The organism is Dyella sp. AD56 (assembly GCF_002878475.1).
Taxonomy (GTDB): Bacteria; Pseudomonadota; Gammaproteobacteria; order Xanthomonadales; family Rhodanobacteraceae; genus Dyella.
In genome coordinates, this window is sequence record NZ_NRDP01000036.1 from 48,910 (window position 1) to 71,702 (window position 22,793).

General features: G+C 62.2%; 19 protein-coding genes, 1 tRNA gene and 1 pseudogene. 7 read left to right on the forward strand and 14 right to left on the reverse strand.

Translation table 11 applies throughout. The features are described from left to right. Positions 1 to 115 precede the first annotated feature (115 nt). Both egtB and egtD read left to right on the forward strand, forming a co-directional pair. Positions 116 to 1,369 carry an ergothioneine biosynthesis protein EgtB gene (egtB, locus tag DyAD56_RS22030; RefSeq protein WP_102304983.1) on the forward strand — a complete coding sequence of 418 codons (1,254 nt, stop codon included), beginning with the start codon at positions 116 to 118 and terminating at the stop codon, positions 1,367 to 1,369. Further along, a complete protein-coding gene (gene egtD / locus DyAD56_RS22035; RefSeq protein WP_102304984.1) occupies positions 1,366 to 2,352 on the forward strand; it encodes an L-histidine N(alpha)-methyltransferase in 987 nt (328 codons plus the stop codon). The genes egtB and egtD overlap by 4 nt, the downstream gene beginning before the upstream one ends. A 45-nt stretch (positions 2,353 to 2,397) precedes the next feature. Here egtD and DyAD56_RS22040 read toward each other — a convergent pair whose 3' ends face one another. The 3 genes from DyAD56_RS22040 to DyAD56_RS22050 form a co-directional block, all read right to left on the reverse strand. After that, complete coding sequence (locus DyAD56_RS22040) at positions 2,398 to 3,552, reverse strand: calcium:proton antiporter (RefSeq protein WP_102304985.1); 1,155 nt, start codon at positions 3,550 to 3,552, stop codon at positions 2,398 to 2,400. A gap of 12 nt (positions 3,553 to 3,564) precedes the next feature. After that, positions 3,565 to 3,987 (reverse strand): VOC family protein, encoded by a 423-nt coding sequence (locus DyAD56_RS22045; protein WP_102304986.1) that lies wholly within the window; start codon positions 3,985 to 3,987, stop codon positions 3,565 to 3,567. Between the two features lie 179 nt (positions 3,988 to 4,166). Continuing rightward, positions 4,167 to 6,095, reverse strand: a complete 1,929-nt coding sequence (locus DyAD56_RS22050; protein WP_102304987.1) for a CocE/NonD family hydrolase — start codon at positions 6,093 to 6,095, stop codon at positions 4,167 to 4,169. Between the two features lie 215 nt (positions 6,096 to 6,310). Here DyAD56_RS22050 and DyAD56_RS22055 point away from each other — a divergent pair, with 215 nt between their 5' ends. Then, a complete protein-coding gene (locus DyAD56_RS22055) occupies positions 6,311 to 7,192 on the forward strand; it encodes a GyrI-like domain-containing protein (protein WP_102304988.1) in 882 nt (293 codons plus the stop codon). A gap of 10 nt (positions 7,193 to 7,202) precedes the next feature. Here the strand turns inward: DyAD56_RS22055 and DyAD56_RS22060 are convergent, their stop codons facing one another. Further along, entirely contained in the window at positions 7,203 to 7,637 is a 435-nt protein-coding gene (locus DyAD56_RS22060) for a VOC family protein (protein ID WP_102304989.1), read from the reverse strand. Positions 7,638 to 7,817: 180 nt separating this feature from the next. On the opposite strand from DyAD56_RS22060, the gene DyAD56_RS22070 reads away from it, so the two are divergent. Further along, the gene (locus DyAD56_RS22070; RefSeq protein WP_102304991.1) at positions 7,818 to 8,375 is read left to right on the forward strand and encodes an NAD(P)H-dependent oxidoreductase; all 558 of its coding nucleotides are present in this window, start codon (positions 7,818 to 7,820) and stop codon (positions 8,373 to 8,375) included. Between the two features lie 54 nt (positions 8,376 to 8,429). On the opposite strand, the gene ppk1 is transcribed toward DyAD56_RS22070, so the two are convergent. Together ppk1 and DyAD56_RS22080 are read right to left on the reverse strand one after the other, a co-directional pair. Beyond that, a complete protein-coding gene (gene ppk1 / locus DyAD56_RS22075) occupies positions 8,430 to 10,613 on the reverse strand; it encodes a polyphosphate kinase 1 (RefSeq protein WP_102304992.1) in 2,184 nt (727 codons plus the stop codon). 204 nt (positions 10,614 to 10,817) lie between these two features. Continuing rightward, complete coding sequence (locus DyAD56_RS22080; protein WP_102304993.1) at positions 10,818 to 11,600, reverse strand: helix-turn-helix transcriptional regulator; 783 nt, start codon at positions 11,598 to 11,600, stop codon at positions 10,818 to 10,820. 127 nt (positions 11,601 to 11,727) lie between these two features. Between DyAD56_RS22080 and DyAD56_RS22085 the strand changes: the two genes are divergently transcribed. Then, complete coding sequence (locus DyAD56_RS22085; RefSeq protein ID WP_102304994.1) at positions 11,728 to 12,981, forward strand: MFS transporter; 1,254 nt, start codon at positions 11,728 to 11,730, stop codon at positions 12,979 to 12,981. Between the two features lie 175 nt (positions 12,982 to 13,156). Here DyAD56_RS22085 and murB read toward each other — a convergent pair whose 3' ends face one another. From murB to DyAD56_RS22115, 6 genes are all read right to left on the reverse strand, one after another. After that, the gene (gene murB, locus DyAD56_RS22090; protein WP_102305006.1) at positions 13,157 to 14,176 is read right to left on the reverse strand and encodes a UDP-N-acetylmuramate dehydrogenase; all 1,020 of its coding nucleotides are present in this window, start codon (positions 14,174 to 14,176) and stop codon (positions 13,157 to 13,159) included. 10 nt (positions 14,177 to 14,186) lie between these two features. Beyond that, a complete protein-coding gene (locus DyAD56_RS22095; protein ID WP_102304995.1) occupies positions 14,187 to 15,224 on the reverse strand; it encodes a quinone-dependent dihydroorotate dehydrogenase in 1,038 nt (345 codons plus the stop codon). Positions 15,225 to 15,226: 2 nt separating this feature from the next. Further along, on the reverse strand, positions 15,227 to 15,994 hold the full coding sequence (locus DyAD56_RS22100; RefSeq protein WP_102304996.1) for a class I SAM-dependent methyltransferase: 768 nt from the start codon (positions 15,992 to 15,994) through the stop codon (positions 15,227 to 15,229). Between the two features lie 4 nt (positions 15,995 to 15,998). Then, positions 15,999 to 16,790 carry an SDR family oxidoreductase gene (locus DyAD56_RS22105; protein ID WP_102304997.1) on the reverse strand — a complete coding sequence of 264 codons (792 nt, stop codon included), beginning with the start codon at positions 16,788 to 16,790 and terminating at the stop codon, positions 15,999 to 16,001. A gap of 7 nt (positions 16,791 to 16,797) precedes the next feature. Continuing rightward, positions 16,798 to 17,097 carry a DUF4190 domain-containing protein gene (locus DyAD56_RS22110; protein ID WP_102304998.1) on the reverse strand — a complete coding sequence of 100 codons (300 nt, stop codon included), beginning with the start codon at positions 17,095 to 17,097 and terminating at the stop codon, positions 16,798 to 16,800. A 72-nt stretch (positions 17,098 to 17,169) separates the two neighbouring features. Beyond that, entirely contained in the window at positions 17,170 to 18,705 is a 1,536-nt protein-coding gene (locus tag DyAD56_RS22115) for an aldehyde dehydrogenase family protein (RefSeq protein WP_102304999.1), read from the reverse strand. A gap of 114 nt (positions 18,706 to 18,819) precedes the next feature. Between DyAD56_RS22115 and DyAD56_RS22120 the strand changes: the two genes are divergently transcribed. Beyond that, a tRNA-Arg gene (locus tag DyAD56_RS22120) sits at positions 18,820 to 18,896 on the forward strand. A gap of 499 nt (positions 18,897 to 19,395) precedes the next feature. On the opposite strand, the gene DyAD56_RS22125 is transcribed toward DyAD56_RS22120, so the two are convergent. Further along, positions 19,396 to 20,163: a methyltransferase domain-containing protein gene (locus DyAD56_RS22125; protein ID WP_102305000.1), complete on the reverse strand. Its 768-nt coding sequence runs from the start codon at positions 20,161 to 20,163 to the stop codon at positions 19,396 to 19,398. Positions 20,164 to 20,921: 758 nt separating this feature from the next. Beyond that, positions 20,922 to 22,586: an acyltransferase gene (locus DyAD56_RS22130; protein ID WP_158241429.1), complete on the reverse strand. Its 1,665-nt coding sequence runs from the start codon at positions 22,584 to 22,586 to the stop codon at positions 20,922 to 20,924. Here DyAD56_RS22130 and DyAD56_RS22135 point away from each other — a divergent pair. Next, positions 22,570 to 22,793: pseudogene (locus tag DyAD56_RS22135) on the forward strand (IS3 family transposase); the annotation flags it as partial. The gene DyAD56_RS22130 and the pseudogene DyAD56_RS22135 overlap by 17 nt on opposite strands.

Here is a 22,793-nt window from a genome sequence, read left to right on the forward strand (position 1 = left end):
TTTTGAACAGCTCCTCCGGCATGGTGCGCGGCATGTTACGGCGCACGACTCTTGGTATGAGGCATCACGAACGAATCGGCCCGGCCGACCACGTAACCGCACTCCGGAGGCGGCGATGACGTTGGCGCCATCGGCCGTGCAAGCCGAAGCGCTGGCGCTGCGATTCCGGAGGATCCGCTCCCGCAGCATGGCCTTGTGCGCATCGCTGACGCCGGAAGACATGATGGTGCAATCGATGCCGGATGCCAGTCCGACAAAGTGGCATCTCGCGCACACCACATGGTTCTTCGAACGCTTCGTGCTGGAGCGCGATGCCGGTTACCGGTCGCCGCATCCGGACTGGAACTACCTGTTCAACTCCTACTATCAAGCCGTCGGCCCGATGCATGCGCGTCCGCGCCGCGGGCTGCTCTCGCGCCCTGGCATTGCGCAGGTCCGCGACTATCGCGAGAAGGTAGACGAGGCCGTGTGCGAGTGGCTGTCGCGCGGTGTCGATGCCGCCACGGCAGACATCATCGGGCTTGGTCTCGAGCACGAGCAGCAACACCAAGAACTGCTGCTCACTGACATCAAGCATGCGTTCTTCTGCAATCCCTTGCTGCCTGCCTACACGGCGCCGCATGCGTCGTCATCAGTGGCGTCGTCGGTGCGGATGGAGTTCATCGCCGGGCGCGAAGGCATCGTCGACATGGGGCATTCGGGAGACGATTTCGCGTTCGACAACGAGTCGCCGCGCCATCGCGCGCTGTTGCAGCCGCATGCATTGGCCAACCGGCTGGTGACCAACGCCGAGTTCGCCGAGTTCATCCGCGATGGCGGGTATCGCGAGCCGTCGCTGTGGCTGTCCGAGGGCTGGGATACGGTGTGCCGCGAGCAATGGCAGCGACCGTTCTACTGGCAGGAAGATCTTTCAAGCGAATTTACCCTGGCTGGCGTGCGGCCGATCGATCCCGATGCGCCCGTCAGTCACGTCAGCTATTTCGAGGCCGATGCCTTCGCCCGTTGGGCCGGCGCACGGCTGCCTACGGAAGCGGAATGGGAAAGCGCCGCCAGCGCGTTGCCGGTACAAGGCAACCTGCTCGACACGATGAGCTTCCACCCGCAGGCGGCGACGGCTGGCGAAGGCATGCTGCAGATGTTCGGCGATGTGTGGGAATGGACCGCGTCGCCCTACGTCAGCTACCCAGGTTTTCGGCCGTTGGCCGGTGCACTGGGCGAATACAACGGCAAGTTCATGTGCGGTCAGTGGGTGTTGCGCGGCGGTTCCTGCGCGACGCCGCGCGAGCACATGCGTGCCACCTACCGGAATTTCTTTCCTCCCCATGCGCGTTGGCAGTTCATGGGGATCCGCCTGGGGCAGGACCGATGAGTGTGCAAGCTTTCGATATCCGCGACGACGACCGCCGCCCACCCGTCGACGATCTGCTCGGCATCGTGCAGCGCGGGCTGCGCGCACGTCCCAAGCGGTTGCCGTCGTGGCTGTTCTATGACGAGCGCGGCTCGCAACTGTTTGAGGACATTTGCGAGCAGCCCGAGTATTACCTGACGCGTTGCGAAATCGCCTTGATGGATGCGCACTCCGGCCACATCGCCGACGTACTGGGTGAAGACGTGCGTCTGGTCGAGTACGGCAGCGGCAATGCCATCAAGACGCGCATGTTGCTCGAACATTTGCACGCACCAGTATCGTACGTGCCGGTGGAGATTTCCCACGAGCCGCTACGCAATAGCACGCAGGTATTGAACGAGCGTTTCCCCGCGGTGCCTGTGCAGGCATTGCATGCGGACTTCACGCGCCCGCTGCGTCTGCCGATTCCGCCGCGTGCCCCGCGCCGCACAGTGATTTACTTTCCAGGCTCCACCATTGGCAACTTTGAAGCGCGAGACGCCGCCGAGTTGCTGCGCAAGATGCGTAACGAAATGGGGGACAACGGTGGCATCCTGATTGGCGCTGATCTCAAGAAGGACACGGCCGTCATCGAGGCGGCCTACAACGACAAGGCGGGTGTGACCGCTCAGTTCACGCTCAACATGCTGGCGCGCCTGAATCGTGAGATCGGCAGCGATTTCGATCTGTCCAGCTTCGGCCACCGCGCGCACTACAACGCTATGGCAGGGCGCATCGAGACCTTCTTGGTCAGTACGCGCGATCAGAAGGTGCGCGTTGGCAAGCAGCAAGTGAACTTTGGAGCGGAAGAGGCGATGCAGGTGGAGTACAGCTGCAAGTATTCGCCGGAGGATTTCGCTGTGCTTGCCGCCAAGGCCGGGCTGGCCATTGCGCAGGGATGGACCGATCCGCAAGGCATGTTTGCCGTGTACTACCTCGTCCGGGCCACCGCACGCGTAGCCTGACGTCGTTGACCGCGCTCCAGCAGGGGCGCGGCCAAGGCCCGGTTGCTAAGGGCTGAACACCAGCACCAGGAACACCACGAATAGCGACAGGTGCACCGCGCCTTCGAGCATCGTGGTACGCCATCCCGAGAAAGTTAGCGTGCTCAGCACCAGCGTAGAGGTGAGCAGCACGATGCTGGCCGCTGGCAGGCCCAGCACCACGGGTTTGCCGGTGAACAGGCCGATGGCAAGCACCGCTGGCACGGTGAGGCCCACGGTCGACGCAGCACCGCCCAGGCACAGGTTGATTGCGCGGGTGAGCTGGTCGCGACGGATAGCGATCAACGCCGAGATGCCTTCCGGCGTGAACACCAGCATGGCGATGATGATGCCGCCCAGCGAGTGGGGAGCGCCTGTCGCGGCGATGCCGTAGTCGAGCACCTTGGCGAGGCTCTTGGACAGAATCACGATCGGCAGGATATTGACGATCAGCAACACCAGGTGGAACGCCATTTCGCCCTTGCGCGGACGGCGCGGCGGCGGCGGTGGTTCCTCCGGCACATTCGCGTCGGTATCCGAGCGCGGCGCCAGGAAGTAACCCTTGTGGCGTCCCGTCTGTAGCCATAGGAACAGGCCATACAAGCCGATGGTGAGGATGGAGAACGCCACTGCCTGTACCGGGGTCAGCGAGCCGTCATTGGTTGACGTGGTGAAATTGGGCAACACCAGTGCGATGGTGGCGAGCGGGATGATGACCGCCAGGAACGCTGACGCGCCATGCAGGTTGTAGGCCTGCTCGTGATGGCGGATGCCGCCGGTCAGCAGGCCAAGCCCCACCACGCCGTTCAGCACGATCATCAGCACGGCGAACATGGTGTCGCGGGCCAGCGTGGCCGTATCTCCCGCACCCAGCATCACCGCGGAGATCAGCACGACCTCGATCAGCACGATCGATAGCGTGAGCACCAGCGTTCCTACCGGCTCGCCCAGCAAGCTGGCGAGTTCCTCCGCTTCGTGCACCACACCGAACGAGCCCCAGACGATCACGAAGAACAGCCACCCGAATAGCGATAGGCCGATCTCGTGGCGACTCAGGTGTTGCATCCAGTCCGAACCGAACACAAGGAACAGTGCCACTGTGATCCAGGCGGCTGCGGGTCGTATCAGCATCTTCGGGTTGAACATCGGCTGCCCTTCAGGGCGCGGTGAGTCGAGGGTCATAGGTGCTCCGGCTCAGGGTGTATCTGTCATCGGCGTGCCGCCCCATTCGATGGGGTCGACGTCGGCGATGGATTGGGAGAACTTCCAACGGTGGCCGCCGATGTCCTCCAGGGAATACTGGCGTTCACCATAAGGGTAGTCGGTTGGCGCATTCAGCACACGCGCGCCTGCTGCGCTGGCGTGCGCGTGATGCCGGTCGACGTCGGCGACGTGCACCATCACGGCGTGAGCATGGTCGATAGCTTGTGCATCGTCAGGGAGTTCGGTGACCACGATGGAGCAGCCTTCGTAGGTCAGTTGTACGCGATGGTCAGCGATGCGCAATCGCTCGCGGAAGCCGAGTACGCGGCAGAGCCAGGCCGCAGCTTCGAGGACGTCAGGGTAGGCGAGCTCGGGGATGATGATGCCGGGTGGCATGGATCGGTTGGTGATCATGCGGAGCTGGTTGAGTGGTGGTGACGTGGCGGTGACGATGCTCCATGAGGCGTGCTTGGTGGGTGATCTTGTGGCGAGGGTTCTTTGCTGGTTGTCTTAATCGCTGATGCTGCACGTTTTTCTCCCTCTCCCCGAGGGGGGAGAGGGAGTGATTGCCGCACTCGCGCCACCCCAACGAATCAACCGTTCGGCACCACCGGCAGGCTGATAGAGCTAGCCGTCCCCTGCGTATGCCACACCCGCTGCGTAGCCTTCTGGTAATCGGAAGGCTTGGCTTCGAAGATATTTGGCACGAAGGTCTGGGGGTTGCGGTCGTACAGCGGAAACAGGCTGGACTGGACCTGCACCATGATGCGGTGGCCCGGCTGGAACACATGATTGGTCGTGGGCAGGCCGAACGTGTACAGCAGCGGCTGGTCCGGTGTGAGCGCCTGCGGGTGTTCGAAGCTGGTGCGGTAGCGGCCGCGGAAAATGTCCAGCGACACGGCCAGCTCATAGCCACCCATTTCCGGGTTGGACGGCACCGTATCCGGGTACACGTCGATCAGCTTCACCACCCAGTCGCTGTCGCTGCCGCTGGTGGAGGCGTACAGGTTCACCTGCGGTGCGCCGCCGATATGCATCGGTGCGGTAAGCGGTTCGCTCACGTAGGTGAGCACGTCGGGGCGGCCATCCACGAAACGCTGATCGTTGACCAGCCAACGGGTCCACGCGTCGTGATCGGCAAAATGCACCGGACGCGGCTGATAGGGCACGGGCTTGGCCGGATCGGAGACGTATTCGTCGTACTTGGCGGCGTCGGTGGTGGGGGCATTGAACGAGAGCGAACCATGGGCGCCGAGGTACAGCGCCTTGGGTTTGTCGGTGCAACCCTTGTCGCAGCTGAGCGGCCACGATTTGTAGCGATCCCAATGGTTTTCGCCGGTGTTGTAGATCAGCACCGGCGGCGTGTTCGCCTTGGGCGCGCCGGCCACCAGATACTGGTCGAAGAACGGCTTGAGCACGTCGCGACGGAACTGCAGCGCGGTGTCGCCGTCCCACTGCAGCGGTCCCAGCGAACGCCCGTCGTAGTTCACCTGACTGTGCCGCCACGGGCCCATCACGAGGAAGTTCTTGTCGTTGCCCTTGTCCTTGGGTTCTGTCGCCTCGTAGCTGTGGATGGCACCCCACATGTCTTCCTGATCCCACAGGCCCTGCAGCCACATGGTGGGCACGGTCAGCGGTTGTTGCGCCATCACCTTGTCCAACGCTTGGTTTTGCCAGAACGCATCGTAGGACGGGTGCTCGTCGATCTTGTGCCAGAAGGCCAACTGCTCGAAGCCATGCGCACGGGCGTAGTCTCCAGCGGAGCCAGCCTGGAGGAAGTTGCTGTAGTCGTCGTAACCTACGCGTGGCACGCCACCCTTGCGACCGCTCTTTTCGGCCGTCTGGCCGTAGATGTAGTCGAAGTTGGTCTGGCGGAACGCGCCGTAATGGAACCAGTCGTCGCCCATCCAGCCGTCAATCATTGGGCTTTCCGGCGCGGCTACTTTTAGCGCAGGGTGCGGATGGACCAGTGCCATCACCACGGTGAACCCTTCATACGATGAACCGAGCATGCCCACGCGGCCGTTCGATTCCGGCACGTTCTTCACCAGCCAGTCGATGGTGTCGTAGGCGTCGGTGGAGTGATCCACCTCGCTGGAATTGAGCGGGCCGCGCAGCGGGCGCGTCATCACGTAATCGCCTTCGGAGTCGTACTTGCCGCGTACATCCTGGAACACGCGGATATAGCCGCTATGCACGAACACCTCGTCGCCCTGCGGCAAGGTGGCGTCCATATGGGGCGACATATAGCGTTCGGCGCGGCCGCTGGCGTCATAGGGCGTGCGGGTAAGCAGGATGGGTGCGTTATGCGCGTTCTTGGGGACGACGATCACCGTATGCAGTTTCACGCCGTCGCGCATCGGGATCATCACCTCGCGCTTCATGTAGTCGTAGCCAGCGGTGTCGTCCACAAAGGCCTTCTGCGGAATGTCGGCCGTGAGCGGCGCCGTCTGCGCGTGGACCAGGGCGCCGGCAAAGGCGGTGAGCGTGGCGATGGCGAGCAGGGTACGGCGGATGTGCATGAATCCTCCAGGCGGACGGTCGCGCATCGGCGGTCCGGTGAACAAGGTGGAAGGGTGGCTCTGGAGTGACTGTAAGCGAGCTGTCATCTCCCTCCCACCATGACTTTCTGCCTATACGGTCACGCGGGCCGCTTCGCGCCGATTGCGCAAGAATGGGAACGTCGCCGCCGTCTGCGCCCGCCACACTGGCGACTACCTCACCGGAGCGCCCGGCCATGAAAGCCAACACGCGAGAGGACTACCTGCAACGCATCGACCGCGTGGTCGCCGGTCTGCAGGCCGCCGTGGAGCAGGGCGATGAACTGCCGGAGCTGGCGCGGCTGGCTAGTGTGGCGCATCTGTCGCCGTTCCATTTCCATCGCATCTATCGGGCGCTGTCTGGCGAAACCGTGGGCCAGACGGTAGCGCGCCTGCGTTTGTTGCGTGCGCTGCAGCTGCTGGCCGAGCCCTCGGAACGGGTCACGGAGACGGCCCTCGCCGTGGGTTACGAAACCCCGCAGGCCTTCGCCCGCGCGTTCCGCCAGGCCTTCGATGCCTCGCCCAGCGAGTTGCGCGGGCAGGCGGAACGACTGCGCGAGGCAATGCAGCGGCTACGCTTGCCGCCCGTGGTCGTTGCCGAGCCGGCTCTGCGAGTGGAAGTGGTTTCAGTGGTGCCATTCCGGGTGGTGGCCACGCGTTACGTCGGCGATCATCGCGACCTGGATCAGGCGTATGGACGTCTGTTCGCATGGGCGGCGGACCACGCGTTGTTGGAGCGTATGGCCGGTATCTATGGCGTCCCGCATGATGGTGATCACGATGCCGTGCCTGACCATGGAGCATTCGACTGCGCGCTCGCGTTTGATGGCGGCGATGTGGCGACCGACGACGAAACCTATCCGATCCGCCTTGGCGGTGGCCAATGGGCACGCTGGCGCCACAAGGGCCCCTATGATCATCTTGGCGCGCTCACTGACCAACTCATCGCCGGCTGGCTTCCGGGTAGCGGATATGTCCTGCGGGACGAGGCTCCCTTCCGGCATTTCCTGGACGATCCGGAAAACGTGCCCGCGGCACTTCTGCGCGCGGACGTCTATCTTCCCGTGGCGCCCAGTTGATTCAATGGGATCACGCGCCTTGTTCGGCCCACGGGTCGTAGCTGCCGAACGACCACAGATGGCCTTCCAGGTCGCGGCAGCTGTAGCCCGCACCGCCGTAGTCCTTCTCGGCGTAGTCGTTCACGATCACGGCGCCGGCGGCCTTGGCTTGCTCGTAGTGCGCTTTGCAGTCTTTGACGACGACATACGGGCACTGCGTTTCGCGTCCGTCGGTCTGGTCAGGCTGGATGATGCGCAGGCCGAATTCGTCGTCCCTGACCGAGCCCAGCATCAGCATGCCCGTGCCATGGATGAGCTGTGCATGCGCCACGCCGCCTTGGTCGTCGTCGTAGACCGCGTGCTTGGTGAATCCGAACGCCTTGCACAGCCATTCGATGGCGGCGTGGGCATCGCGATAGCGCAGGCCGGGAATGACGGTGCTGCCGGTGATACGGGAGGTGCTCATGGGCTGGACTCCGTGGATGGGATGGCTCCAGCCTAGCCACTCTGGCGCCGTTGTCTTGTGGATTTTCGAAGTCGAGGGACAGGGGCGTAGGCTGCCGGACTATCACAAGGGATTCACCGCTCCCGATGCCATGCTTCCGACCTCCCGTCGCATCTATTTCCCTCTCCCTGGAGTCAAGGCATGAGCAAGATTCGTGTGGCCGTTCTGGTCGGCAGCCTGCGCAAGGATTCCTTCAATCGCCACCTCGCCCGCGCCGTGGAGCGGCTGGCCCCAGCGGATTTCAGCTTCGACCATGTGCGCATCGATAACCTGCCCCTGTACGACCAGGATTTCGATGCCCATTACCCGGCGGAATGCCAGCGGATCAAGGACGAGGTCGCCGGTGCAGACGCGCTGCTGTTCGTGACGCCCGAATACAACCGCTCGATTCCCGGCGTGTTGAAGAATGCTATCGACATCGCCTCGCGCCCCTGGGGAACCAACTCGTTCGCGGGCAAGCCGGGCGGGGTGATCGGTGTTTCAGTAGGCGCTACGGGCACCGCGCTGGCGCAGCAGCATCTGCGTAACGTGCTTTCCTACCTCGACGTGGCCACGCTGCCGCAGCCGGAAGTGTTTATCCAGAACAAGGAAGGGCTGTTCGGCGCGGATGGTCACATCGGTAACGAAGGCACGCAGCAGTTCCTGCAGAGCTTCGTGGATCGCTATGTGGCCTGGGTGAAGCTGTACTTGCAGCGCTGAGCTGCATCCCCGACATGGGCGCACCTGCGCGCTCATGTCGGGGATGGTTGATCCTCAGGCCTCGGTGGCTGTTGCCCCGGAGCCGCAGAGTTTCTCCAGCAACTGCACCTGCACGTTGCGCGGTGTTTGATTGGTGCCAGGCCTGATGCGCGAGTAACGGCCGTCGGCGTTCAGCAGCCATGCGCTGGAGTTGTCGGATAGGTACAACTCCAGCTCCTTCTTGAGCCGGCTTTGCAGCTTCTTGCCTTCCACCGGGAAGCCGGTTTCCACACGGCGATCCAGGTTGCGCTCCATCAGGTCCGCGCTGGCGAGATAGAACTGCTCTTCGCCATTGTTGAGGAACCAGTACACGCGGCTGTGCTCCAGGAAGCGGCCGACGATGGAGCGCACGCGGATATTGTGCGACACCCCCGGCACACCCGGACGCAGGCAACACATGCCGCGCACGATCAGGTCTACCTTCACGCCGGCCATGCTGGCCTTGTAGAGCGCGCGGATCATCTTGGCGTCGGTGATGGCATTGGCCTTGATGATGATCTGCGCGGGCTTGCCGGCGGTGGCAAGCGCCGTCTCGCGATTGATCATTTCCAGCAGCGTCTTCTTCAGCGTGAAGGGCGCATGCAGCAGTCGTTTCATCTGAAGCAGCTTGCCCATGCCGGTGAGCTGGCTGAAAAGCTTGTGCACGTCCTCGCACAACGCAAGGTCGGAGGTGAGCAGGCTGTAGTCGGTGTAAAGGCGCGCGTTACCGGTGTGGTAGTTGCCGGTGCCCAGGTGCGCGTAACGCACCAGCTCTTCGCCTTCGCGACGCTGGATGAGCATGAGCTTGGCGTGCGTCTTCACGCCCACCACGCCGTAGATAACCATGGCGCCGGCCTGCTGCAGGCGCGAGGCGAGCGTGAGGTTGGATTCCTCATCGAAGCGAGCGCGCAACTCGATAACAACGGTGACTTCCTTGCCCGCGCGTGCGGCGTCGACCAGCGCATCGACGATTTCGGAGTTGGCGCCGCTGCGATACAACGTCTGCTTGATCGCGAGCACGTTCGGATCTTTCGCGGCCTGGTGCAGCAGATCGACCACTGGCGCGAACGACTCGTAGGGATGCAGCAGCAGCACGTCCTGGCGGCCGATCACCTGGAACAGGTCCTCGGCCTTCTTGAGCGCCTTGGGAATGGATGGCGTGAACGGCGGGTACTGCAGTTCGGGGCGAAGGGTCTTGGTAATCAGGCCGAACAGGCGGGCCAGGTTCACCGGGCCGTTTACTTCGTACATCTCGGCGGCGGTCAGGCCGAACTGGCGCAACAGGTAGCCGGTGAGTTCCGGCGGGCAGTTGTCAGCCACTTCCAGGCGCACTGCGTCGCCGAAGCGGCGCGAATACAACTCGCCGCGCAGCGCACGCGCCAGATCCTCGACGTCTTCCGGGTCGATGGTGAGGTCGGCGTTACGGGTCAGGCGGAACTGGTAACAGCCGCGCACGGACATGCCGGGGAACAGTTCCTCCGCATGCGCGTGGATGATCGAAGACAGCAGCACAAAGTTCTCGCCGCCTTCGCACACGTCGTCCGGCAGGCGGATCAAACGCGGCAGCACGCGCGGCGCCGGCACGATGGCCAGACCCGAGTCGCGGCCGAATGCGTCGGTGCCTTCCAACTGCACGATAAAGTTGAGGCTCTTGTTGACCAGCAGCGGGAAGGGATGCGTGGGGTCCAGGCCGATCGGTGTCACCAGCGGTGCCACTTCATGGCGGAAGTAACGGCGCACCCACAGCTTCTGCTTGTGCGACCACTCGTTGCGGCGAACGATGCGGATGCCGCGTTGCGCCAGCTCCGGCAGGATCTTGTCGTTGAGGATGGCGTACTGGCGTTCGATCTGCTTGTGCGTGATCTCGCTGATCTCGGCGAGCGCCTTGCGCGGCGTTACGCCATCGGAGCCGACGATTTCATGGTCGAACGCGATCTGGCTTTTCAGGCCCGCCACGCGGATTTCGAAGAACTCGTCCAGGTTGCTGGAGAAGATCAACAGGAACTTGAGGCGTTCCAGGATCGGCTTGCTTTCATCTAGGGCCTGTTCGAGCACCCGGATGTTGAATTGCAACTGCGAGAGTTCGCGGTTGATGTAGAGCGAGGGGTCGTTGAGGTCCGGCGCTGGGCCGGCGGGTGGGGCTTCGGGCGGCGCAGGGCGCACGACTTCGGCGGCCACGGTGTCGTGCTCGGGGCTGGTACGGACGACATCGGTACTCATCGGTTCACCGTCTGGCAGGCGGACGCGGGAGGGCCGCGTGGTCCGCAAAGGAACATAGTACGGCTCCGATAACTACCGGGCCATGGCAGCGCAGCACAGAGGTCGCACTGTCACGTCTCCGACATATTGCACATCGCAGCTGACGTGACCATGACAGTGCATGCACACGCGTCACGAGGCTGTGAGTTGGTGCATCGCTAGCTTTTACGCTGCGGGTGACGCGAGATAGCGGCTGGGCGCCATGCCAAGCACGCGCCGGAAGGCTGCGGTGAATGCGCTGGGATTGCCGTAACCAAGGTCCACCGCGACCTGCGTGATGGCCTCGCCGTTGCCTAGCCGCGTCAGCGCCGACAGCAGGCAGGCCTGCTGCCGCCATGCGGTGAAGCTCATGCCGGTTTCCTCGCGAAACGTGCGGGTGAAATGGCGGCGGCTCATGCCCGCCTTGCGCGCCATGTCGTCGATCTTCACTTCCTGCGAGGGTTGCTCCAACAGTTGGCGACACAGCGTGGCAAGGCGCTTTTCGCGGGGCAGCGGTGTGCTGAGCGGCAAAACGGGCATCCGGCGGATCTCGTCCAGCAATAGGCCCATGACGTGCCCGTCGCGTCCATCCAGTTCGTACTCGGCAGGCAGATCCACTGCTTCCATCAACAGCTCGTGGAGCAGGGGCGAGACAGCGATGACCTGGCAGTGGGAAGCCAGGCCGGCAGCACGCGCAGCTTCGGGTGTCACGTAGGCGCTGCGCGTGGTGACGGGGCCGCCCATGTGCACTTCATGCGTCACGCCCGGCGGAATCCACAGCGCTCGTCGCGGCGGCACCACCCAGCTGCCTTCGCTGGTGACCGTGGTCAGCACGCCGGTGGAGGCGTAAAGCAACTGTCCGCGCCGATGCGAATGCGGGGGCAGCACGTGGTGCGTGGGGTATTCGTTACCCGTCGCGATCACGTCGCGGGGTGTCTGGTCATACGCTTCGGCGCGGGCGTTGCGCACAGGTTTGGCCCATTTTCGACAGAAATTGACCCGGTGATGCATGCGGGCCCACGCCGCCCACTTTATGGTGGGCTCCCCACCGACGCAAGCGCGTCGTGTTGCCGCACATCCCCCCCTACGAGTCATCATGCAAACTCGCGTCGAAGACATGCCGCTGGCCGCCACGCCACCCGCCGTACCGTCCGTTGCTCCGCCTATTGCTCAGGCCGAGCATTCCACGGAATTCCGCATCCTCGGGGCGATCAGCTTCTCGCACCTGCTCAACGACATGATCCAGTCGTTGATCTTGGCGATCTATCCGATCCTCAAGAGCGGTTTCAATCTCAGCTTCGCCCAGATCGGCACGATCACGCTGACGTACCAGATCACCGCGTCACTGCTGCAGCCCGCGGTGGGCCTGATCACTGACAAGAAGCCGATGCCTTATTCCCTGCCCATCGGCATGGGTTTCACGCTGTGCGGCCTGTTGCTGCTGGCGACCGCGCCGAACTTCGCGGTGCTGCTGGTTGCGGCGGCGCTGGTGGGCACGGGCTCGTCGGTGTTCCATCCGGAGTCCTCGCGCGTGGCGCGCATGGCCTCGGGTGGCCGCCATGGTCTGGCGCAGTCGCTGTTCCAAGTGGGCGGCAATGCCGGTGCCTCGCTGGGCCCGTTGCTGGCGGCGTGGATCATCGTGCCGCACGGCCGCGGCAGCGTGGCGTGGTTTGCGCTGGCGGCACTGTTGGCCATCGTGGTGCTACTGCAAGTGAGCCGGTGGTATCGCGATCACCACGCGGTGCGCGGCAAACCGAAGGGGCGCAGCGCCTCGCACGTCGTACTTTCGCAGACGCAGGTGGTGTGGTCGCTGGTGATCCTCGGCCTGCTGATCTTCTCCAAGTATTTCTATCTGGCGAGCATCAGCAGCTATTACACGTTCTTCCTGATTCACAAGTTCGGGGTGTCTGTTCAGAGCGCACAGACGCATCTGTTCGTATTCCTGTTCGCCGTGGCCGTGGGCGCGCTGATCGGCGGGCCGGTGGGCGACCGCATCGGCCGCAAGTGGGTGATCTGGGCATCTATCCTGGGCGTGGCGCCGTTCACGCTGCTCCTGCCACACGCCAGCCTGTTCTGGACCGGCGTGCTCACGGTAATCATCGGCTTGATTCTGGCCTCGGCGTTCTCGGCCATCCTGGTGTATGCGCAGGAATTGATACCGGGCCGCGTGGGTACGGTATCGGGTCTGTTCTTCGGTTTCGCCTTCGGCATGGGCGGCATCGGTGCGGCCGTGCTCGGGCACGTCGCGGACGCACGTGGTATCGAGTATGTGTACGGCCTGTGCGCCTACCTGCCGCTGATCGGCATCATCACGGCATTCCTGCCGAACCTCGAGCGCAAAAATGCCTGAGGGTATTCGCGAGGTTTCTGCAGTGGTGCATCTCGCGTGCGACCGAAGCACGTCGCTGCTTTTGCTCCGCTAGAGAGCCTCGTGCAAGGGCTTTGCGAGGGCTCGAAAACCGGTGCGCGTGGTTCGTCATTCCTGCGAAAGCGGGAATGACGAACTTCTTAGGGGGCGCGTTGCGTTAGACGACTACCGGCTCCGGCTCCAGCCGCACGCCAAACTTGCTGCGCACACCTTCAATCACTTTCTGTGCAAAGGCCCACAACTCGGCGCCGGTGGCGCGTCCGTGGTTCACCAGCACCAGCGAATGACGGTTGGAGATGCCAGCGTCGCCGTCGCGCATGCCTTTGAAGCCGCTAGTTTCGATCAACCAGGCAGCGGAGAGTTTCCAGCGTCCGTCGCCGCTCACCCACGACACCAGTTCCGGATGCTCGCGCTTGAGCGCTTCACCTAGCGAGGCATCGACGATGGGGTTCTTGAAGAAGCTGCCAGCATTGCCGATCACCGCCGGGTCCGGCAGTTTCTTCGTACGCAGATGCACGACGGCCTCGGCCACGTGGAAGGGCGCCGGCTTGGCGATGCCCATGCGGGCCAACTCGTCGCGGATGCCCGCGTAATCCAGGCGCAGTTCGCGGGAGCGGGGCAGGGCGAAGCGCACGGCGGTGACGATGTAACGCCCTGGTTCGTGCTTGAACACCGAGTCGCGGTAGGCGAAAGCACAAGCGGCGCGGTCGAGTACGGCGACGCGCTGCTCCTTGGTATCCCACGCTTCCACGCTTTCGATGAACTCGGCAACTTCCGTACCGTACGCGCCGATGTTCTGGATCGGCGCGGCGCCCACGGTGCCCGGAATCAGAATGAGGTTTTCCAACCCGGCGAAGCCTTGGCCCAGCGTCCAGCGCACGAAGTCGTCCCAGCGCTCGCCCGCCGCTACGGCGATGCGTGCGACTTCACCGTCCTGTTCCACCTGCACGCCGCGCGTGGCCATGGCCAGCACGGTAGCGTCGACATCGCCGGTGAACAGCATGTTGCTGCCTTCACCCAGCACCAGCAGTTTGCCGCCGCGCACGGCAGGGAAATCCAGCAGCTCGGTGAGCTTGGATGCGTCGTGGATTTCCGCCAGCAGGCGCGCACGTGCATCGACGCGCAGTGTGTTGCGCGTGCCAAGCGGAGCGTTTTCGATCAGCGTGTAGCCGCCCATGTCAATGCGCTCAACCGGCATGCGTGTCTTCCCGCTGGTGACGGATCGCATCGACGCATTCGGCGATGAGTGCCGGACCGCGATAGACCATGCCGGAGTAGATCTGGACCAGCGAGGCGCCGGCGTCGATCTTCTCCGCGGCGTTGTTGCCGTCGAGGATGCCGCCCACACCGATGATGTCCAACTGGTTGCCCACGCGCTGGCGCATGCCGCGCAACACCGCCGTGGACCGGGCGAACAGGGGCTTGCCGGAAAGGCCTCCGGTCTCGTTGCCATGCGGGTCGTCCGCCACGGCAGAATGATCAATCGTCGTGTTGGTGCAGATCACTCCATCCACCTTTGCCGCCAGCAGCACTTCGGCGATGGCGTCCAGCTCGGTGTCGCTCAGGTCCGGTGCGATCTTTAGCAGCATCGGCTTGCGTGCGCCGGTCTGCGAGCCCAGGCGTTCCTGTGCTTCGCGCAATGTCTCGATAAAGCGACGCAGCGTGGCCTCTTCCTGCAGGTCGCGCAGACCCTGCGTATTGGGCGAGGAGATGTTCACTGTGATGTAGCTGGCGAGTGCATAGACGCGCTCCAGGCAGAACAGGTAATCGTCCACCGCCTTCTCGTTGGGCGTGTCCTTGTTCTTGCCGATATTGATGCCGAGCACACCGCGATAGCTGGACTTCTGCACGTTGCGCACTAGCGCATCCACGCCGTCGTTATTGAAGCCGAGGCGATTGATCACCGCCTGGTGGCGGGGCAGGCGGAACATGCGTGGCTTGTCATTGCCCAGCTGCGGGCGTGGCGTGGTGGTGCCCACCTCGACAAAGCCGAAACCCAGCGCGCCCAGTGCGTCCAGGTGGTCGGCGTTCTTGTCCAGGCCGGCAGCAAGCCCCACAGGGTTGGGGAAGCGAACACCGAACGCCGTGGTGGGCAACTCGGCTGGCGGCTTGGCCACCTTGTGGATGAAGTTGCTGCGATGGGCAACGTCCAGACCGTAAAGGGTCGCGCGGTGCGCCGCTTCCGCGTCGAGTGCGAACAGCAGTGGGCGGATAAGGTTGTACATAGTCATTTGAGCTTGCCCACGTAGATGACGGTGTCGTAGTCAAAGCTGATGCGCCCGTTCACCGCGCAGCGGTCGAACAGCTCGCGCAACGCGCGCATCATCGGTTCGTGTTGCGGCTGTCCTTCGCGCGGTGCATAGGACGACGAAAGCAGGCGGCCGGCCAGGCCGTCGTAGTCCAGCAGCTGGCCATGATCGAAGCGGCCCATGGCAAGGTAGCCGTCTGCGAACCAGGCGCGCATGCTGAGCTCATCGCCGTAGCGTTCGGCCACGCTGGTGTAATCCGTGCCGTACTGCTTAAGCAGTGCTTCATAGCCCTCGAGGAACGGCGTGCCCACCAGATGACGGGAATTCCAGATGATAGCCGCCAGCCCCTTGGGGCTCAGGATGCGCCGGAACTCCTCGCGCGTCGCGTCCTTATCAAACCAATGGAAGGCTTGCGCCACGGTGATGAGATCCACGCTCGCATCGCCCAGGCCAGTGGCCGTGGCACGGCCATCGACGGCGGTGAAGAGCGGATCGTCGCCCAGCCAGCTCTCGGCAGCTTCGCGCATGGACGCATTTGGCTCCACGGCGATCACACGGTAACCACCGTCGAGGAAAAGCTTGCTGGAGATACCCGTGCCAGCGCCGATATCCGCCACCTGCCATGCTGGAGCGATGCCGAACGTGTCCTGCAACCACTCCAGCATCGCGCCAGGATAGTCGGGCCGATAGCGTACGTACTCAGCGACGCGGTCGCTGAAGCGTTCGGTGGACTTGAGATCGGTCATGGCATTACCCCGTGAGCAATTGGCCGCCGTCGACGCACAGCGTCTGGCCGGTGATCCAGCTGGCGAACGGTGAGGCGAGGAACAGCGCGGTATGGGCGATTTCCTCCGGCTTGCCGAAACGGCCGAAGGGAATCTTCGCCAGCGTACGCTGGTACAGCTCGGGTGCTTCGGTTTTGCGGCGATCCCACAACCCGTCCGGAAACTCGATGGAGCCCGGCGCGATGGCGTTGACGCGGATGCGGTGTTCGGCCAGCGTCAGCGCCTGTGAGGTGGTGTACTGATTCAGCGCGGCCTTGACCGCCGCATACGCTGGGCCACGCACGCCAGGATGGAACGCTGCGATGGACGAGGTGTGCAGAATCGAGCCATGCGATGACGCCTTCAGCCAGGGCAGGGCATGGCGCGACGCGCGTACCGCGGCCATCAGGTCGATGTTGAATCCGGCAGCCCAGCCGTCGTCATCGTCGCTGAAACCGTAGCCGCTGGCGTTGTTCACCAGCACGTCGATGCCGCCCAGTACATCGGCGGCTTCATGGATGTAGCTTTCAATGGCTGCAGCGTCGCCGAGGTCACAGCTGCGTGTATGCACTGTCGCGCCATAGGCGGCGATCGCATGGCGTGCGTCGGCCAACGCGGATTCGCCACGTGCGCACACTGAGACGGATGCACCCGCCTGGGCGAAGGCCTGCGCGATGCTGCGCCCAATGCCCTTGCTGCCGCCGCAAATGACGACGCAATATCCGCGAAAATCGAAGGCCGTGGATGCCTCGCCTGTCGTTTCTCGCGTATCGGCCATGATCGTTTCAGTGCAAGTAGCTAGCGCCGACACCGAGGCCAAACGCGATGAATGCGATGACGAACAGCGCACCAAGAACCGTAAATACGATCTGCGTATAGCCCAGGATCAGCCCGGCGAGCGCCAGCCCATCACCGTCCACAGCGCCTTGCGGTGCCCGTCGGATTTCCTTGCGCGCCATATGGCCGCAGACCACCGCGACGATGGCGCCGACCACCGGCAGCAGAAGCCAGGTGGCGATGCCGAACACCAGGCTGACCACCGCCAGCTGATTGGTCGTGCGTTGGGTAGCGGGCTGGTAGCTCATGGTTCCTGCACGTCCTGCGCACGTTGGAAAGAAAGGGCAGCCGGCAAGCGCCGGCCACCCCGTGTCACGGTCTTACAGATCGAACTTGATGCCCTGTGCGAGCGGCAACGAGTTCGAGTAGTTGATGGTGTTGGTCTGGCGGCGCATGTAGACCTTCCATGCATCCGAACCCGACTCGCGACCGCCACCGGTTTCCTTCTCACCGCCGAACGCGCCGCCAATTTCCGCACCGGACGTGCCGATGTTGACGTTGGCAATGCCGCAGTCGGAGCCCGCTGCCGACAGATACTGCTCGGCGGACTTCAGGTTCTGCGTGAAGATGGCGGAGGACAAGCCCTGCGGCACACTGTTCTGCAGGTCGATGGCTTCATCCAGCGTCTTGAACGGAATCACGTAGAGAATCGGCGCGAAGGTTTCCGTCTGCACCACTTCGTCGCTGTTCTTCACGCCGGTGATGATGGTCGGCAGCACGAAATTGCCCTTGCGATCGGTGAGCGCGGCACCGCCGGTGCGCACCGTACCGCCCGTAGCCTTGGCCTTTTCGATGGCACCCAGGTAAGCCTGCACGGCTTCCTTGCTGTTGAGCGGACCCATCAGCGTGGTGGCCAACGTCGGGTCGCCGATCTTGCCTTCCACTTGCTTGTACGCGGTGATCAGCTTGTCAGTCACTTCGGCAGCGATGGATTCGTGCACGAACAAGCGGCGCGTGGTGGTGCAGCGCTGACCGGCGGTGCCGACGGCACCGAACACGATAGCCGGGATTGCCAGCTTCAGGTCTGCGCTTTCGTCCAGAACAATGGCGTTGTTGCCACCCAGCTCCAGCAGCGAGCGGCCCATGCGCTTGGCGACGCGCTCACCTACGTGGCGGCCCACCTTGGTCGAACCGGTGAAGCTGATCAGCGGGATGCGATGGTCGTCCACGAACGCCTGCGAAATGTCGGTGCCAGCGTCGTTGAACAGGAAGAAGATGTCCGGGAAACCGGCTTCCTTCAGCGCGTCGTTGCAGATCTTCATCGTCGCGATGGCCGACAGCGGCGTCTTCGGCGACGGCTTCCAAATGCAGATGTCACCGCAGATGCCGGCAAGGAACGCATTCCATGCCCACACCGCCACCGGGAAGTTGAACGCACTGATGATGCCCACCAGGCCCAGCGGCTGGTACTGCTCATACATGCGGTGGCCAGGGCGCTCCGAATGCATGGTGTAGCCGTAGAGCATGCGGCTCTGGCCCACCGCGAAGTCGGCAATGTCGATCATCTCCTGCACTTCGCCATCGCCTTCAGGCTTGATCTTGCCCATTTCCAGGGCGACCAGCGAACCCAGGGCGTCCTTATGCTTGCGCAGCGCTTCGCCGCACAGGCGGACTGCTTCGCCGCGACGCGGTGCCGGCGTGGTACGCCAGACCTTAAAGGCTTCCTGCGCGCGCATGACGATCAGTTCATAGTCCGCCGCGCTCGATGCGTGCACCGAGGCAATCACGTCGCCGGTAGCCGGGTTGACCGGATTCAGCGTGCCGGCATCGGTCGTCTTCGACCATTCGCCATTGCCCAGATAGGTGCCTGATTGCGTGTTGCCAAGACCGAGGGCAGTGAGGATTTCGTGGGACATGCTTCACTCCAGACCGTGGCGCGGGGATAGCGCCGGGATGAAAACGACCATTCTAGCAGGGGCCCCGGACCGGGTTCGCGCCGCCCACCGTTCCATGCCAGAATTCACCCCGCTGCCCCCGTAGCTCAGCTGGATAGAGCGTCCCCCTCCTAAGGGGAAGGTCGTACGTTCGAATCGTATCGGGGGCACCATTTTTCAATGGCTTAGGTGACTGATGCCGTGTGGCGACTGGTATGTTTCGCCATGTTTCGGGCGCACTCGCTCAGGGTAGCTTTCCGGGCCGTTTAACCGATTGGCCCGTGCCCCTGGGCCTTGGTGTTCGTACTACGTCGCCGCCTCTTGGCGGCGCTCCTGCGAAGTCGCCGACGCGCCGCAACGGGAAGCAGGTCAGAACGAGATCGGGCCCAAGAGGAAGACTCCGTTACATGGTTATGTCCGCGTTCTTTTGCATTCAAATCCGCGAATAACCTGGCGTTGTGTTGAAGGGCTAGTCGCACGCCAACTCAGTCGTCTTGTTGAGATCGGGCATCGCTGCGATGTGCCATGTCGCGTTCATCAATGCATCGGTCGAGACGGGCGCATGAATGCTCTGATCATTTGCCCGCTGGTGGCTAGTTCTGGCAGGTGTTGCAGGTCGGAATCGTGAAGGCACTTCTTTTCGGGCTCCAGGGACGTGCTGGGGAGCGAGCTTCAAAAATCGTGATGTTTGCCTAGGTCTGCCCAGTTGGGTACGCGCTCGCAATAGACAAACATGCGGCTATCGGCGTCTTGGTGGATAGGGTTGGATTTCCCCGGGCCATAAGTAACCTCCGATTTCACGATCCAGCCAGACCGCTTGAGGATACGACGCAGGCCAAAGGGAGACATGCTCCAATAGTTCGTTGGATCGTCATTGGATTCCCGGCACTCAAGAAGGTAGGCGCAGGGATAGGATCCCATGTCGGCTCCGTCGGGAAACTCTGTGGACACACGCGTTGACAGCAGCATGTGTTGGGCGTGTCGGGCCAATTCCATCAAGACAAGCATGGGGTTGCGCAAGTGGTAGATAACGCCGAGGCATAGCGCTAGGTCGTATTGGCCTTTGAGCGCAAACCCCCTGTCCAGGTCACACGAAATGTACCCGTGTTTGATCTTGAGCGTCTTACCCAGGGTCTTGATGCCGCGACAATCGTTGTAGTTGGTCTGCGGGTAGTCGAGAAAATCAATGCGACAACCCCTTGAGGCGAACAAGTAGCCAAGATCCCCATCGGCGGGGCCAATGTCGAGGACACGTTCCTTGTTGAAACCGTTTACAAGTCCTGTGGAAATCCAATCAGGGAGTAGCGGGTTCAGGCTATCGATGTTTCCCAAGCTGTCGTAGGGATACCAGTTGACGCTGCGGTCGGCATCCTTGATTCCCTTGACCCTTTCCCAAAATGCATCCGCAATGGTCAGTGGTGTCACTTGCGTATCCAACATGAATCTCCCTATGGGTGTCCGACTGTACTAAGTCGAGCATTTGGCGCAAGGGCAGTTGACGTCCCTGATATGAGGCCACGGCGCGGAAAGTATCTGTTTGAGCTTCTCCTGAGGGGTATGGCCGCGGCGGTTCCTGAGTCATGAGGACGGCAGATACGCCTGTTTGGTCTCATAGGTTCGGGGCGACTCACAGCCGCTCCTTGTGGTTGCCGAGATACAAGGTATCGGACGTGTGGTGGGTGATGTCTTGGGCGCGGCGTTGACGTAGTGCAGTGCGTCCTGCGCAGAATTCCTCGCCTTGATCCCAAAAGGGGGCGACGCACGCTTTGGTGGCCTGATCAGGCCGTGGCGAGACCGTGAAGTGGCCGGGCGCGGCGGCGTGTCGGGGTTGGACGCGCCGGACGCGCTTCAGTCGGTCGATTTTTCACCGATGCTGGCGTGGAAAAAGACGACGTATGCCGTTGCACAGCTTCCGGACGTCGTCGGAAGAACGAATGTTCCGGGGATCGTCGTCCAGCAGCGAGATGCTGGTGATCTATATACAGTCTGGAAGAAGTTCTTCGGGTACAACGGTGACGTGTTCCGCCGAACTTCGTCTTATTGGCATCGACCTTGAACCAATCGGTCACCGTGTCCGGACGGGCTGCGCTGGGTGACTTCGCCAGCATGGCCTCTACCTGGGTGTTCAAGAGCATCTGGAGGCGCGCCACCGCAGCCGATCGGCTGCGGAATGGTGGCTACCTGGTGCGAGATAGCGGTTACCGAACCTTGAGTTTGACCTCATTGGATCGCTCGATCCTGTCCGCGTAGCGACGCTCAAGGAAAATCGACTTTTCTCCCGATGTTGCGAGTATCGATGGGTCCACTCGTGCGGTGACAACATTTCCCGCTATCTGACTCGACAGGTAATGACCATCCATCACGATGACGGTTCCATCGGGTGCGGATCCACCGTCTGTCGTGATCCATATGGCTGACTCGCCATTGGGCTGCAGGTTGATCGGCTCGCCAGCGCGACTCTCTTGTGGCCCAAAGTTTACGATGGTTGCCTGCATGGGCTGCACGGGAGCAGAGGCCCAATGATGTGCTGCCCACCTGGCTCCGACGAGTACGATAAGCAGGGTCGTCAGCGCGATCAGCACTCTCCGGTGTTTCTTCAGCGTGAGAGCGTTCGCATGAGCAGGGAAATCTTTGCCAAACTTGATCGACGGCTTCTCGACGAATCGCCAGCTCAGGGATGCAAAAGCAGTTGATAAGGGGATCGCGACTAAAGTCAGCACATAGGCTGTCAGATGGATCGGCGCCAGAGCCATAATGATTTGCTGGCTAGGCCACCCGTAGATGTAGATGCCGTAGCTCAAATCCTGTTTGGGTCGCCACACTTTTCCGATCAGGGGCGACTGGCCGATCATCATCATGATCCACGCCGCTGATGCGTAGAACAGGAATACGTGGGCCATGCCGGTCGATACCACGGCTCCGGTGATCAGAAGGATTCCTTGCCACAGTCTGATGCGCAGCCTTACAGATAACCCGTAGACGCATACGCCAGCGAGGAACATGGCAGCTGCAGCGCGGCTGTAGTCAGCATTGAGCAGGGTGAACGGTAATAGCTCAACAATGCCTGGAACGACGACCGCCACAAACGCAATGGCGCCCGCGATAGCCAGTCGGGTGGGTGTTCGGGCCATGTCGAGCGCGCCGATGAAGGCGAGCAAAACATACATTTTCGCTTCCATCGGAAGCGTATGAATGGAGCCATTCAAGCTTTGAGAGGCATTGTTCTTCAGCAGTCCGTCGATGTACCAGGTGAGGTCAAAGACGCTATTGCGCAGGGTGTAGTCATAGAACTCATCAAACTTCAGATACTGCAGGAATGTTGGATGCTTGTTGATCACTGCAATTATGGTCGAAGTCACCAAAAGGCAAACGAACAGTCCCGGCCAAATTCTCATGAACCGCTTAAGGATGAAGCTGGGAACGTGGGGGTCCTTGTTGAAACTTTGCGCAACGAACAAACCGCTGAGGAAAAAGAACAACTGAACTGCAAGACCGCCCACGGTAGTGACGGGAAGGAATGCCATCGATAGGTGGTCGTGCAATCCTGGCGACAGGGCAAACGAGTGAAAATAGATCACGCTAGCGGCCAGGATGAGGCGCACAAGCGTGTAGTTGTTGTTGTGACTTTCGATGGTGTCGCGTAGCGTTCGAGCGTCTTTGTTTTTGCTCTGCATGATCAACAAAGCGATTTTCTTTGGGCTCAGATACGCAGGCGAAAGCGCGCGCCGGTGCGGCGTCTGACTGGCGTCATCCGCGGTGAAATCAGTCGTTACTTGCCCCAAAGCTATCTCGTTCCTGAATCGCCCCGGGATTGGTGGAGGCTCCAACTCTTGAGAAGATGGAGCCATGAAGAAGTCAAACAAGTTCTCACCTGAGATCCGTGAGCGCGCTGTGCGCATGGTGCAAGAGCATCGCGGAGAGTATCCGTCGCTGTGGGCGGCGGTCGAATCGATTGCCCCGAAGATTGGCTGCGTGCCGCAGACGTTGCTGGAATGGATCAAGCGTGAAGAGGTCGATACCGGCGTACGTCCTGGCGTGACCAGCAGCGAGACGCAACGCATCAAGGATCT